Below are 13,837 nucleotides of genomic sequence, written 5' to 3'. Positions count from 1 at the left end.
GATGGATGGTGGCCCGGTGTCCCCCGAAGACATGACACGAAGGACATTCGCGTTCTGGGGTGCCGTTTCACTGTGTTCCGTCATGGGACTCGCTGGCTGTCAGGCCGGCAATGGTTCAGACAAAGGCGATGAAGAATCTCACCGTTGCCCGTCTTTGCCGGATGCGGGCATAGCGGCCGGAAAGCCGGTCTGGCCGGTGCCGTTCTCGGGTTTGCGTGAATCACTGTCCCTCACCGGACCATGGCTGTTCGGAACCGGACCAGATCACGTCATCTGGTTGCGGGACGCGCGTAGCGGCCTCCTCAGGTGGCGTACTTCCACAGGAAGTGCCCCTAATTGGGACAATGGCGGGCAACCGCACTATCCGCAACTGCTCACGGCCGACGGCCTGGTTCTGTTCGGCGGCGGAAACGGTGATACGACGAGCGAGGTCCTGGCGCTCTGCGCCTCCGACGGGAAGACCATGTGGCGCCGAAAGGTTCCCGGGGGCCCGGTTTTCGAGATCGCCGGTTCCGGCGATCTCGTCGCAGCGGCCACTCAGAGCCACATATTCGGCCTGTCCATCACCACTGGGGAGATTCTCTGGAAGGCTGGGGCACAGCAGGGTCGGTGGATGAAGACGTGTGACGATACGCTGATCCTCGTCAATCAGCTCGGCAGGAAATTCGGAGCGACGGGACTCGATCGAAGAACCGGCGAAACCCTGTGGTCCGAAACCATCTCGGACACGAGCCACCTGGACTTCAGAGTGGACGGCGATCTGGTCCATGTGATCGGCTATCGAACAACCGAGCAGAAACAGGACGACGGCACCACGGTCATGGTCGGCATCCCCGGGAAAGTGCGCACGGTGTCCACCACGACGAACCAGGTCGTCTGGGCCCGGACATTGCCACCCCTGGCCGGGACGTCGCCCCTCGCGAGCAACGGGCTGCTCCACCTCACCGCCGGGGAACGACTGCTCGCCCTGCATGGCCGGAGCGGCAAGGAGGTCTGGTCCTTCCCTCTGCCTGTACCGGAGACGAACCCGCAGATGCTGCTTCACGACGATCTCCTGATCGCGAACTTCTCCGCCTTCGACGGCAGCAGCAGCTCCGTGCGCGGAATCGACCCGAAAACCGGAAAGGAGCATTGGAGGCAGGAGCTCGGCGGAATTTCAGGGATGCTCGCCGGGCCTTCGGGACTGGCGTTGATCAACACCGACGCGCGGAAGGTGACCGCCATCGACACCGCCGGAGGCGAGATCATCTGGTCGACCCCCATGAAGGGTTCGGTGCAGATAGTCGCCGGTGATCTGATATATGCCCACGACGGAGAAGAGATCTCCGTGTACGACGTCTCTACCGGCAATACTCTCTGAGAGATACTGCCGCGTCCCATTCTCACTCGACGATTTCCTGAAAAGGGAGTGACATTCCGTGCCATCGCAGGGAGTGAAACCGCCGGCACCGCCACCGTCGCCGCGAAGAGTTAACTCATCCGCCGACCGGACAGACGGGTGGCGCGCTCCCGGCACGGTGATCGCCATCGCAGCCGCGGCGATTTCTCTTGTGGCCCTCGCCGCCAGTTTGATCGCGCTGGTTCCCGCCTTCGACTCCGCGCGCAGCGGCGCAAGCCAAGCGGAAACCGCGAAGAAGGAGTCCGAGCGAAAAGGGCTCCTGGAAGTCACTGCGGTAAGCGCCCGCTTCACCAGCGAACTGAACGGGGTGGAGACAACCGACGGAACCACGAAGAAGGCGACGGGGCTCAACGGTCCGGCGGTCGACATCTCCGTCCGTAATCGCGGCAGCGGCTCCGCCGTCATCACGAAGGTGACCGCGTACGTGACACGATCCGAGCTTCTGGAGACCTGCGGGGGCACGGGCGGAGATCTGGGCATCGCAGCGCATTACGCCATCGAGATTCCCCTGTCCAGCAAGCCGCCCTTCACCAGAGCGACGACCGATGAAGTGCGATTCGATGTTAAATCAGGCGAGAACGACCGATTTTCGGTGACAATCGGCCCCGACCCCAAGGAAGCCGGGAAGGCGCCCTGGGTCGGAGTAGTCACGATTCGCCTTCACGACGCGGACGGCAGCGACATCGACATCGGCCCTATCGCGCTCGTGAGCGCGGGCGACGACGAATTCTTCTATCCGAGTCGATTCTCGTGGAAGATCGAGCCCGAGAGCTCAGGCTGCATGAAGGGCAACGCCACCTTGGTAAGCGAGGTCATGAGGATCCCCGGCATCACGGCTTCCAAGGAGTTCTCCGCCCTGCATCGGGCATTGCGCCCCTACCGCTGATCACACCGGTGACAGTCCACCGTGCGCGCGGCCACCCCGACCGGCGGGACGACCGCGAAGGAGAGGTGGCCGAACACCGCCGCCGCCCTCACGCCGACGGCTGCTCGCGCATGAGCCGCTGTGGATCAGTCGCGTGCTTTCGCGCGGCACGTAGGCGAAGGTGAGGCCGGCGGTGCGGGTCTGGTCCGGCCGAGGCAGGCCTCCCACCCGGACCAGCCCGTGTTGCCCCCGCACCGTCGTCAGCTTTGGCCGAAATGTCCGGGCCGCCAGCCATGACGCCGCGGTTACGCTCACCTTGCGCGAAGGCTCAAAGGGCGCCATGAGCTGCCAGTCCGTTTTCGTGTGCGTGTGCCCGGCCGGGCACCGCATCACTCGCACCGGCGACGGCACCACAACCGCGATAGCGTCCATGCCACCCTGTCTTGCTCGAAAGTACGGTCTCGTGCTGTGAACTGCGGTTTTGCTGCGCGTCCAGGGCAGCGACTGCGACCATCGCCAAGTGTTGTTGTCGCTGGTCTATCAATTGCTGAGGAACCTCTTCGGCGCTGACGATCCTGGTTCGCGCTGATCTGTCTAAGGACGTTGAGCTGCTGGTTCTTCGTCACGAAAACCAGGTGCTCCGCCGCCAACTCGACGGCCGGCCACAGTGGGACCACGCCGACCAGCTCTGGCTTGCAGCGCTATCGCAGCTGGTCTGCCGCCACCAGTGGACGAAAATCTTCCCGGTCACTCCAGCGACGATCCTGCGTTGGCATCGTCACCTGGTAGCCCGTACGTGGACCTTCACCGACAGGCGGTGCCCGGGACGGCCCCGCACCCGTCAACCCGTCAACCCGTCAACCCGTCAACCCGTCAACCCGTCAACCCGTCAAGAGACTGATCGTTCGGATGGCGCGGGAGAACCCGACCTGGGGGCACCGGAGAATCCAAGGCGAGTTGGCGCGCCTGGGCTATCCGATCGCGACCTCCACGGTGTGGGAGATCCTGCACACAGCCGGTATAGATCCGGCACCCCGCCGGGCCGGGCCGACCTGGCGACAGTTCCTGACCGCACAAGCCCACGCGATCGTTGCCTGCGACTTCCTCGTGGTCGAGACGATGATGGTCAAACGCCTGTACGTGCTGGTCTTCATCGAGCACGGCACCCGGAGACTGCACCTGGCCGGAGTAGCCGCGCACCCAACCGGGGCATGGACAGTGCAGCAGGCCCGCCATCTCATGATGGATCTTGGTGATCGCATCTCAGGGCTGCGGTTCGTGATCCACGATCGAGAGCCGCTCTTCACCTCCGCCTTCCGGGAGGTCTTCACATCTGAAGGGCTGCGGGACATCACCACGCTGCCGCGGACGCCGAGAATGAACGCCATCTGCGAGCGCGTCATCGGCACCCTGAGCCGCGAACTCCTCGACCGGATCCTGATCCTCAACGAACGCCACCTGACCCTTGTGCTTCAGGAGTACCTGATCCACTACAACGGGCACCGGCCGCACCAGTCCAGGCACCAACGTCCCCCGGACATCGCAACCCAACCCGCCCGCGACGTAACCGACCTCAACGACCAGGGATCGTCCGCCGAAAACCCGTCGCCACAGGCACGATCAACGAATACCACGCTGCATGACCTACAGGCACGGCAGGACCCCGGGACATCTCGGGGTCCTTTCGTCGTTTCCGAGCCTCGAAACCACCGCACCACCTGGGAAAACGGGCCTGCGAGCATTCCGCGTATGTTCCGCGACCAGTGGCACAGGGCTGCTCTCGGCCGCCTCACCCTGCCTACGAGCCAAGACCACCGATCATGCAAAAGACCAGGTCAACCCTCAGATTGCCTGGTCTCGGTTGCGCGCCCTGCAGGATTCGAACCTGCGACCGTCGGATTAGAAGCAAGATCTTTTAGTGCCGCCCCGTGCCAGCTGGTGACGGTTACTCCCATTTCAACCCGTTCTGCGTGTCACGCAGTGTCGGGTCCTGACGATGCGTGACGGGGCGTACGAGCACGCGCCGAGCACGGCAGCCATCCTGTTGGGTCATTGCATCCTGGCTCCCAGGAATGGATCCCGCTCTCCAGCCGTGCCAACACCATCGATAGAGGTCAGTCGCAGTGCTCGGCACGTGCTCTAACCCGTGGACGCCACCCGGCCCGGATATCCGGGAGCGGTGCGACTATTCGGTCCGGCGCAGGTCCATGCCGTCGGATCCGTCCCACCGGTTGTTCGCGGCCGCCTGGCGGGCTCGCTCTGCCAGTTCACCTGTCAGGCCGGTGCATTCGATGCACCATTCGACCCACTGTGGCAGCGGATCGAGGACGGCCTCGGCGTACTTCTCGACGTATCCGTCTGCGACTAAGATCACGGCGTGCTCGATCCGATACGGGGAGCAGGCATAGTAGCCGGGTCCGGAGAGGTGGGACCAGGTGTCGGCGAGCGTGGCGATGTCTTCTCGTTCGGGCCGGCGGCCATCTCGATCGCGTAGCCACGTGACGAAGTCCTCGATGATCGGGTTCAGGTCCTGCTGGGGCCTGGGCTCAGGAGCGACGGTGAACGACTCGCAGAGGGCACGGGCGCGCTGGCGTAGGCGGAAATGCTCGGCAAGGCCTTCGGGCAGGTTGCGCAAGCAGCCGAAGTCCACCAGCAAGGTGTAGCCGTCGCCGGTGCCGAGCTCGTGCAGGCGGATGACGTCGCCGTGGATGAAACATGGGGTCACGCCTGCGGCGGTGGCGTTACGGCGGGCGGTGGCCAGGGCCTTGGCCACCATGTCGATGGCAGTGACGTCCCAACCGTGGGTGGCCAGGTAGATGGTGCCGGTGCCGGTGCTGGTGCCGCAGCCGAGGTCCAGGGCCACGTCCGGGCGGCAGCAGCGAGGGCCCTTCGACGAGCGTGACCAGGTCGGCGGGCGGGGCGGGCCGCTGCCACACGGCCAGGCCCAGGTGGTAGGCGAGCCGGTAGACGACGCGGTACCAGCGCAGGCCGGCCGCGTTGCGGCGATGCCACAGCAGGCTGATGATCACGGTTCCCCCTCCTTGATGGGGAACCTGCGCCTGGCCAGATGATGAAACTGGACGATGCGGGCTGCCGGGCGCACTCCCAGATCCATGATCGGGAGGGGAAATCCCGGCGCTCATGAACGAGACCCTCGCCGAAGCCGACATCAAGACGGTACCCATCGGCATCCGAATGCCGCACATGAACTCGATCATGGAACGGTGGGTGCAGTCATGCCGTCACGAGCTTCTCGACCGCTGCCTGCTCTGGAACGAACGCCACCTGCGATATGCCCTGCGCGAGTACGAACACTTCTACAACCAGCGCCGCGCCTACCAGGGTCTGAACCAAGCCGCCCCGCTGCGCCCGTCCCGGACCCGATCAAAGACCTTGACCGCATCACCGACCTAAACATACGCCGGCAAAGACCAGCTCGACGGCGTCCTCCATGAGTACTCACATGCCTCTTGACCTGCATGGATGAAATTATGGGTAGGCGCAATTTCGAACAAGTCGATCCCGTCCGCCGAGGTTTCGCGCCACTGGCCGTGTTGGTCGGTGAAACGTCGGCGGACGTTCTTCCACATCCAGCGGTGCAGCACCATCAGCCTGAGCCAGCGACCGGACGGCCACCTGATAGGGGCCGTCGCCAATCCTCACATGCGTATCAGGACTTTCAGCGCCACGCGACTGTCCATCGCGGCATAGCCCTCGTGAATATCGGCCAGCGCGATTTCCTTGTCGAAGACGGCGGAGGGGTCCAGCCGTCGCTCTAGGACCTCCGGCAGCAGTTCAGGGATGTATTTGCGGGCCGGTGCCACGCCCCCGGCGAGGGTGATGTTGCGGTCGAACATCTGCCCAAGGTCGACGGCGTCGCCGCCGTAGGGCATGCCGACGAAGCCGACGGTCCCGCCGTCGCGGGTCAGGGCGAGCGCGGTACGCATGGACTCGGCCGTTCCCGCAGCCTCAAGGACGGCGTCGGCCATGTGGCCAGCGCTGATCTCCCGGACGGCCGTCACCGCCTGCGGGCCCCGCTCACTTACCACGTGCGTTGCGCCGAATCGCCGGGCGATCGTTGTACGCGCCGCATGTCTGCCCAGAATGATGATCTCTTCTGCGCCCAGCCGCCGGGCGGCGAGTACGGCGCACAGCCCGACCGCGCCGTCGCCGACCACGGCCACCCTCGATCCCGGTTTGACCCCGGCGGTGATGGCCGCGTGATGGCCGGTACTCATAACGTCGGACAAGGTGAGCAGGGCAGGCATCATCGCCTCGGGCACATTGCCTGGCAGTGGAACCAGGGTGGCATCGGCGAATGGCACCCGAACGAGCTCTCCCTGGGCGCCGTCCGCACCCGGCAGTCCCCAGACTCCTCCGTTGACGCACGAGGTCGGCAATCCGCTCAGGCAGAACTCGCAGGCGCCGTCCGCCCACGTGAACGGCGCCAAGACCCGCTGCCCCAGCCGTAGGCGTGACACATCGGCGCCGGTGTCTTCGACAAGCCCGATGAATTCGTGCCCCATGCGCTGGCCCGACCGGCGCTTGGACACGCCTTTGTAGGCCCACAGGTCGCTGCCGCAGATGCACGTATGTGTTACGCGGACGAGGGCATCGTGCCCGGCTTGGATATGGCTGTCCGGCACCTCCTCCACTTTCACGTCTTTGATGCCGCGAATCACTGTGGCCCACATCAGTTATGCCCTTCTTCAGCGAATCGGCTCATACATAGCCCTCGGCCCGCAGCTCGGAAAGGGACCCAGTCATCAAAACTTTGCCTCTTCTGACAAGCAGGAGTAGATCATTGTCGCAGAGCCGATCACTGTCTTGAGGGATGGCTAAGGCGGTGAGCGAACCCGTGAGCCGGGCCAGGAAGTCTGATGCCAACGACAGGTCAATGGAGAACTTATCGAAGAACCACTCATCTGTATGTCTGCGCCAGGACTCGATCCAGTCCTTGCGCGCGATCACATCGCTGTCGGCGAGCTTGTGTAGTGCCTCCCGGAAGACGGGCAGGGCCGCAGACTCGGAGAACACGTCCGCCAGACGCGCGCCGGTCAGATGCAGGGTCGCGAACCGAAGCCGGTTGTAGATGTACCAAGCCGTGTCGACATAGTACGGCGGGGCATCGCGGAAGTGATGGAGAACGACGACGTCGCTCTGCACGACACATCGATATCCGAAGAGCCACAGCCGCATGCAGAATTCGCTGTCTTCAAAACCGAGTCCCTGCATTCCGGCGTCGAACATGCCAACCTGCCGCCAGAGGTCGTTACGCACCCCGAGGAAGCCGCCGCCCAGCAGCGGAACATCGTATGCGCCCGTTCCCTTCTGCTCCATGAGCTGCGCTTTCAGCGTTGGGCGAGTGAATGTCGCACCGCACGCTGGAGCACGAGCGATGTCGGCGAGGTTTCCGAATCCGGGGCCCACCGCCCCGACTCCGGTGGTCTCCAGGGCTGCCCGGAACCCCTCCCACCAACCTGGCTGCACACGCACGTGCGCGTCGGAAAACACCAGGTAGGTGGCGTCTGTCGCTGATGCGCCGAAGTTGCGGGCCTTGGCGACGCCGAGCGTCGCGTCGGAGCGCATATATCGCACGTCCGCGTACGTGGCTCCGGTGAGGAAGGCACAACTGTCATCTGTCGACGCGTCGTCCACCACGATGATTTCCGAGTTCGTGGGCTGGACCTCGAGCATGCAGTCGACCGTTCTGCGCAGTTCTTCGCCCTCGTTCTTGGAGATGATGACGGTGGCTAGTTCACGCATGCGACCACGTTCTCCTCGGAATTCACGAAGCCGCGCCGAATAAGCTCGCCCATCAGCTTGACAGTGGCATCGTCGGCGGGATGCGGCTGCGGAAGGCCCTGCAGCGGGTCGCGCACGTCGCCGTCGGACTCGAGCCGCTTCCAGAGCAGGCAACCGGCCCGGTCGAGCGGGAAGACCTCTCCGGTCTGCCGCCGGACGAGCACGCCGCTGTCGCTGAACCACTGCTGGGAAAAGCTCACATCCACGCTCGGTATCAGTCGTATCGGCGTGCCTGGCATCAGCGACGGCTGTTCTCGGAGTAGGCCGGGCGCGATCAGCCTCTCGTACAACTTCGCATGCAATCCGCTCGCAGTGGCGCGGACCTCGTTGGGATAGCGGGCGGCCAAGAAAGGCCAGATGCGCTCGTTCAGGAATATCGGCTCGAAGCGCCAGCCGACGTCTTGCATGGTGCGGACCAACAGGGCGGAGATTTCGGGCCGGCCGCGCTCTTCGGTGACGGCCACGATCACGGCGGGACGCTCGGGCGGTGCGAAGACCAGGCAGGTTCCCAGATCGGGATGGGCGTAGCGGATGGAGACTTCCGCATCGGGGGTCAGGCCGAGGTCACGAGCCCATGCCGATTCGCTCAAGGCCTGATTGACGTGCGCATGCTCTGCTGCGGGGTGGACCGGCTGGGCATCTCGGGCGAGCGCCTCGGCGCCTGCTCTGAGCAGCATGCCCAGTGCCGCCGCTCTTCTGGCTGCTCCGCTGGGCAGTCGTAGCAGCGCGCGCTCGAGAGGAGGGCGCTCGCGTGCCTCCCAGTGCATGGAGTGCCCGAGGCTGTGCTGATGCAGGCGTTTGACAGCTGAGATGGTGCCGGTGGAGACGATCGTCGCGCCGCTTTCCAGCATGCGCATCCACAGATCCCAGTCTTCGCCTATGCCGAGGTCTGGCGAATATCCGGCCACCTGATCGAATTGTGTGCGGGAATGCAGGGTGAACGGCCCGGCGAAGTTCGCCAGGGCAAGGATCGCCAATTGATCTTTCGTCGGGACCTGTGGCACTAGCCCTCGCCAGTTGCCGGCGGCGGCTTCGTTCCAGGCCAGCCAGCCGGTCGTCACGAGGTGTCGGTCGTCGCGCCTATGGCGGTTCATCGTTTCCACGTGGTGCGGTAGCCAGTAATCGTCGGCGTCCAGGGACGCGACAAGCTCGGTCTCCAGTGTCTCAATGCCCACGTTGCGTGCCTGTCCAGGCGTCAAGGCATGGTCGATCGACACGACGGAAAGCGGCAACAGCGACCGCCAGCGCCGGGCCATGTCGGCTGTATCGTCCTGGGATCCGTTGTCTACCACTATCACCTGCGCCACGGGGAGCGTCTGCGCGGCGACCGAGGACAGCGCCTGTCCGATCCAGCGGGCCGCGTTCCTGGCCGGGATAACCAGGCCGATACTGGGTTTCTTCATGGGTCCTTACCTCTTGGCTATCCCAATGGATGCGGCAGCGGAGGGATCGTCGTACCGTCACGCCCCCAGGTGTGCAGTAGCTCGTCGACCACGTGATGGTCGAGCCTCCGTCCTTTTCCCGTGAGGGCGAAGGGCAGGGTGTCCCGGCTGAATGCCTGCACGCAGTGAGCGCCGTGTTTGGCCAGTGCCGGGATGTCGTAGGTGACGAGCCACATGTCGATTCCCGCCTCCAGCGCTGCCGAGCAGGCTGTGGGCTGGAGGCTGTCGGGATCGACGGCGGTGGCCGACGTGCCCAGTGCCAGCAGTTTGCTCACCACGGTGTCCGCGCCGGCAGGGGTAAGGAAGCGCACCAGGTCACCTGTAGGTGGGATGCCCGTTCTCTCGGCGAGCCGGAAGCCTTCGAGCGCCTGGACGATTTCCAGGGCGGCCTCTGTTGCGGCGTCCTCCTGATTCGTGGCGGCCTCGCCGCCACTCGCGGTGCCAAGGCCGATAATGCTGGCCATCGGGGCGCCTGCGGCATTGACTCTGGTCGCCACCGCGAGAGCGATCGGGTACGCGCAGAGCGAGGGCAGCAAGTAGGCGTGCAGCCGCCACTTGGCCCGCCGCAGCCACTCGGCGACGTGCTGCCACTCTGGAGTGCGGCAGGTCAGGGGGATGGCAGCCGTGAATCCGTACCACCAGCGCAGGAAGGCGTCGCGTTCCAGAAGTTCGGCGACCGCCCGTTCGGCCGTCGCCTCTTGTGTGCGTCCCACGGCGGCTCCGTTGCTGGTTGGCCGGTAGAAGCCCGCCTCGTGCCAGCCGGGGCGGTGGAGCCATCGTTGCTGGCCGGAGCCGAGTGATCGAGCGGCGAACCAGCCGACTTCGGCGCTGGTGTCGAAAGGGATGGTCTGGGCAGGACGTTCGTCCGGGTAGTCCAGACCGAACTCCATGGGAGAGATCGCTTGTGGCCCCAGCGCCCGCATGGGGCTGTATCTATGCGGCTTGGCCGAGACCAGGGCGAGGCGTTCCAGCCATTCGCCAGCCGCGGAGGCCTTTCTTCGGGACAGGCTGGCCCCTTTGCCTGTGGACTGGATTCCCGCCCCTTGCGCGACGATCACGTCCAGGCGGCGGAAGGTATCCTCCTCTGCGTCTGATTTCAGGCTGAGGAGCCGCATGTCTGTCATGAGTCGGCGCTGAGAACGCCCTGGTGCCAGCTGCTCACCGCCTGGATGGTCCGGGTGAGGCCGTTCAGCGCCTGCGCCAGTTCGTCTGGACTCAGAGATCGTCTGCGGGACAGCACCACTGCGGCCAGATCGCTATGCCCGGCCTCGAGGTTCTCCATCGAGTGCCACCAGAGCGGGCGTACAGAGGTGTGGCGGAAACCGTAATGCGCAACGAGGGCTCCATACAGCGGATCTTGATCGAGCGTGTCAACGGTGGGAGGCAGTTCAGCGAACATGAGAGCAGCGGCATAGGCTGCGATCGAGTTGGCGGCGCATGATCGGAGTGCTTCTATGAAGGCGTGTGTGGCCGGATGGACCGCGCACGCGTCCACGTCCTCGAAGCTCATGCCGAGTTCGCCGAGGATGGGGCGGTAAATTCGCCAGTGCCAGGACTCGTCTTTGAGGAAGCGCGTCCACAGGGCTCGTTCCTCTTCATCCATGGCGTGCCGGAACAGGGGCGAGATGTGGTGCGGGGCGCTCTTGGTGTAGTGGTAGTTCTGCACAATCCAGCGGGCCGCTGCCGATCGCGAGTACCCGCCTTGCGCGAACGAGCCAAAGGGATGGCCGGGCCCGAAGCTGCGGGTGCTCACCTCGTGCATGCGGTCGCGCAGCAGGCGGATGGCGTCGATGGCCGACACGGGGAACTCGGCGGTCACAGCTCGGGTGGCGTCCGACATGAGACCTTGCGCCGCGCATTTCTGCAAGAGCTGCCGCCACACCGGCGCCAGCCGCAAGGATTCGAAGTAGGCGCTGGGATCGGTGGCCCTTGTGATGAAGGCCATCCTCGCCGGGCCGGGAATCGTAATGGTCAGAATGACTTCGTTCCTGCTTATCCGTACGCCGTCGAGTGTTTGCTCGATAAGCGTGTCCGGCGCGAAACGCAGCCGCTCAGGAAGGACTAGCTGGAATCCTGGTTGCTGAGGGAGGGGAAGAGTAGTTCGCATCTCCGGCCTCAGTCGACCAGCGCGGGGGCCTCGGCAGCGGACTGCTTCTCCACCTGGCGCAGCCGCAGCTGATAGGCCTCGCCGAACAGCGCGGATTGGTGCCTCGGGCCGAAAGCAGCGAACATTGGTACCTGCACGGCCGAGCCGATGTAGTGCGGCGCGTTCGACCAGCGGCGCACCGCGGTCTCGTAAACCAGATAAGGCTCCTCCCTGCCATCGATGAGCAGAAGCAGGTCGGACGCCCACACTTCGACTCCCGCCGCGACCTCGTGCCGGATGTTGACATCGGTCACCGCTACGAACCGCAGCCAGCCCTGATCCAGGACGTAGTGGTGCGCGCGATCCCCGTTGAGCAACCGGAGCGCGATGGACGGCACAAGGGTATTGGTCGCGACGGCCGAAAGCTCGAACAGGCCCTTCATGAGTTCGGGGGCATATGCGTTCACCAACCGGCCGAACTTGTTCTCGACGAAACCGAGCACCCTGTTCAGTTCGTCGGCTTCCAAGCTCTTCCTGCGCGACCATGGACTGCCCTGCCTCAGCGGGGCGGTCCTGTCGTATTCGCGATCAACGCTCCGCTTTCTGGTCACGAAGGATGCCGTGAGCCCATCTGGGTCGGCTGGGCCCATCCCCAGCAGAGTTCCCGGCTGCGGCGCCTCCCACCTGATGTCGGGGTACATCTGTTCGAGTATGGGGAGCAGGCGGAGATGGGTGACGTTGAAGAATCGGTTGTTCAGCTCCGAATACTCAACCGGATAGCTCCACCCCTGCCCACTCAGTACCACCCGCCGCGGATGGAGAGTCTCGACGGCGTTGCTCATGTGGCGCACCATGCGGCCGACCGCCAGCGAGTCGACGTCTTTGACGCCCGTGAGTTCCGGAAGCTGCTCCATATAGTTGTTGGTCAGGTTGTCTATCGACCGGCTAGGACAATTCTCTTTGAGCCACCGCACGCTATTGGCGTGCGGTGCGCCGTCGACGCTGGTGAAGAAGCTGGTGCCGTCATCGCCTTGGGCCAGGAAGCCGTAGGCGTCTGGTTCGAGAGGGTCCCAGGCCAGCGGAAGGACAGTCATGTTCAAGCGGGGAAAAGACAGCCTCTGGTACGCACCGTAGCGGGAGACCTCGTAACCCATGGAGGTGAGCAGTTCCTGCACGGCCAAGCTGCTGCGGTCGGAGATGTGAATCGTCCCGCGCCACGGCATGCGATACAGCGTGTCGATGTCGAAGTGATCGGAATGCTCGTGGGAGAGCACGACGCCAGCTACCGGCCCGAGCCTGCCCGGGTCGATTTCGCGATCGGGCCAGATGGGGAGTTGGACTCCGGCGTTCCCGATCGTCCTGAAAACCGGATCCAGGAAGACCTGCCCCGCATGCGAGGCGAACGACCATCCTTGGTGACCGAGATAGGTAGTGATCATCGTGACTCCATCAACTTTTCGCCGACGGCGACCGCCGCCAGTGGCGCGCCGTACTTCTTGATCGTCGTCTTCAACTCCTGCAGGGGCGCGAGCACTGACCACAGCGGTTCGTCGAACACCGACCCCAGCACACACGCCCCGAGACCGGTCTGAGCGCACGACAGCGCGAGGCTATGCAACAGCTCCCCCGCTTCGAGCAGCCCGAGTTCGTAGGCGTTGTCGTAGTGCCTGTAACGTTCCAGATGCAGGCATAGCAGAACAAGAACTGCGGGATCTCGCACGTCGTAGGTGTCGACTGTCCTTGCGGCCTCAGCGAAGGGCATCTTCAGCTCGCAGTTGGCCAGGCGCCGGTCGGCGTCGATGGAGTAAACACCCTCAGGCAGGGATCGCCCGATGTCGTCCACGACCCTGTCGACGAGTAAGAGCGGCTCGACTGCGCGCACTCCGCCTGGCAGCGCATAGGCCGGCCGGCGTGCCGAAGTCATCATGGCCGTCCGCATGACGTGCAGCAATTCACCCAGCAGGACCGGTTGCGCGCCGAACAGCCGGTGCGAGCCACGCGCTGAGATGACTTCGGTGAACCCCGCCATCATCCGGCGTGTCGCGGCGGCCCCCTGGTAAGAGATGGCGGCAGGAGAGCCCGGGCTGAGTATCGGGCCTGCGCGTACCACTCGATGCAGCCGGATCTCCGCTTCCCTCCACCCGCACTCCCGCATGACATCGCGCAGGAACTCTTCGTGTTCCGACCGACCCATCGGATGTCCTCTCCACAGGCGCGAAGGGCCAAGGAGGACTGCGGTC

12 protein-coding genes are annotated in these 13,837 nt (G+C 64.5%); 4 read left to right on the top strand and 8 right to left on the bottom strand.

All coding sequences use genetic code 11. The features are described 5' to 3' along the window. Nucleotides 1-16: 16 nt before the first annotated feature. The 3 genes from AB0J46_RS42100 (at nt 17) to AB0J46_RS42090 (ending at nt 4,268) form a co-directional block, all read left to right on the top strand. The gene (locus tag AB0J46_RS42100) at nt 17-1,360 is read left to right on the top strand and encodes a PQQ-binding-like beta-propeller repeat protein (RefSeq protein ID WP_364340599.1); all 1,344 of its coding nucleotides are present in this window, start codon (nt 17-19) and stop codon (nt 1,358-1,360) included. A 157-nt stretch (nt 1,361-1,517) separates the two neighbouring features. Further along, complete coding sequence (locus AB0J46_RS42095; protein WP_364340597.1) at nt 1,518-2,285, top strand: hypothetical protein; 768 nt, start codon at nt 1,518-1,520, stop codon at nt 2,283-2,285. An 888-nt stretch (nt 2,286-3,173) separates the two neighbouring features. Next, entirely contained in the window at nt 3,174-4,268 is a 1,095-nt protein-coding gene (locus AB0J46_RS42090) for an integrase core domain-containing protein (protein WP_364340595.1), read from the top strand. Nucleotides 4,269-4,449: 181 nt separating this feature from the next. On the opposite strand, the gene AB0J46_RS42085 is transcribed toward AB0J46_RS42090, so the two are convergent. Further along, nucleotides 4,450-5,127, bottom strand: a complete 678-nt coding sequence (locus AB0J46_RS42085; protein ID WP_364340593.1) for a methyltransferase domain-containing protein — start codon at nt 5,125-5,127, stop codon at nt 4,450-4,452. Between the two features lie 278 nt (nt 5,128-5,405). Here AB0J46_RS42085 and AB0J46_RS42080 point away from each other — a divergent pair, with 278 nt between their 5' ends. Then, on the top strand, nt 5,406-5,678 hold the full coding sequence (locus tag AB0J46_RS42080) for an integrase core domain-containing protein (protein WP_364340591.1): 273 nt from the start codon (nt 5,406-5,408) through the stop codon (nt 5,676-5,678). Between the two features lie 245 nt (nt 5,679-5,923). Here AB0J46_RS42080 and AB0J46_RS42075 read toward each other — a convergent pair whose 3' ends face one another. Genes AB0J46_RS42075 through AB0J46_RS42045 form a run of 7 tightly spaced genes read right to left on the bottom strand, consistent with a single transcriptional unit; the run spans nt 5,924 to nt 13,791 of the window. Further along, nucleotides 5,924-6,958 (bottom strand): alcohol dehydrogenase catalytic domain-containing protein, encoded by a 1,035-nt coding sequence (locus AB0J46_RS42075; RefSeq protein WP_364340589.1) that lies wholly within the window; start codon nt 6,956-6,958, stop codon nt 5,924-5,926. A 28-nt stretch (nt 6,959-6,986) separates the two neighbouring features. Beyond that, nucleotides 6,987-8,030: a glycosyltransferase gene (locus AB0J46_RS42070; protein WP_364340587.1), complete on the bottom strand. Its 1,044-nt coding sequence runs from the start codon at nt 8,028-8,030 to the stop codon at nt 6,987-6,989. Then, complete coding sequence (locus AB0J46_RS42065) at nt 8,018-9,472, bottom strand: glycosyltransferase (protein ID WP_364340585.1); 1,455 nt, start codon at nt 9,470-9,472, stop codon at nt 8,018-8,020. Before AB0J46_RS42065 ends, AB0J46_RS42070 begins: the two co-directional genes overlap by 13 nt. A gap of 17 nt (nt 9,473-9,489) precedes the next feature. Further along, complete coding sequence (locus AB0J46_RS42060; protein ID WP_364340583.1) at nt 9,490-10,626, bottom strand: YcaO-like family protein; 1,137 nt, start codon at nt 10,624-10,626, stop codon at nt 9,490-9,492. A gap of 5 nt (nt 10,627-10,631) precedes the next feature. Next, nucleotides 10,632-11,618 (bottom strand): hypothetical protein, encoded by a 987-nt coding sequence (locus AB0J46_RS42055; protein WP_364340581.1) that lies wholly within the window; start codon nt 11,616-11,618, stop codon nt 10,632-10,634. An 8-nt stretch (nt 11,619-11,626) separates the two neighbouring features. Then, nucleotides 11,627-13,036, bottom strand: coding sequence for a hypothetical protein (locus tag AB0J46_RS42050; RefSeq protein WP_364340579.1), 1,410 nt, complete (start codon nt 13,034-13,036; stop codon nt 11,627-11,629). Then, on the bottom strand, nt 13,033-13,791 hold the full coding sequence (locus tag AB0J46_RS42045) for a hypothetical protein (protein WP_364340577.1): 759 nt from the start codon (nt 13,789-13,791) through the stop codon (nt 13,033-13,035). The genes AB0J46_RS42050 and AB0J46_RS42045 overlap by 4 nt, the downstream gene beginning before the upstream one ends. Nucleotides 13,792-13,837 lie beyond the last annotated feature (46 nt).

Source organism: Nonomuraea sp. NPDC049758 (genome assembly GCF_040674635.1).
Taxonomy (GTDB): Bacteria; Actinomycetota; Actinomycetes; order Streptosporangiales; family Streptosporangiaceae; genus Nonomuraea.
This window is presented reverse-complemented; position numbering and strand designations above follow the sequence as displayed.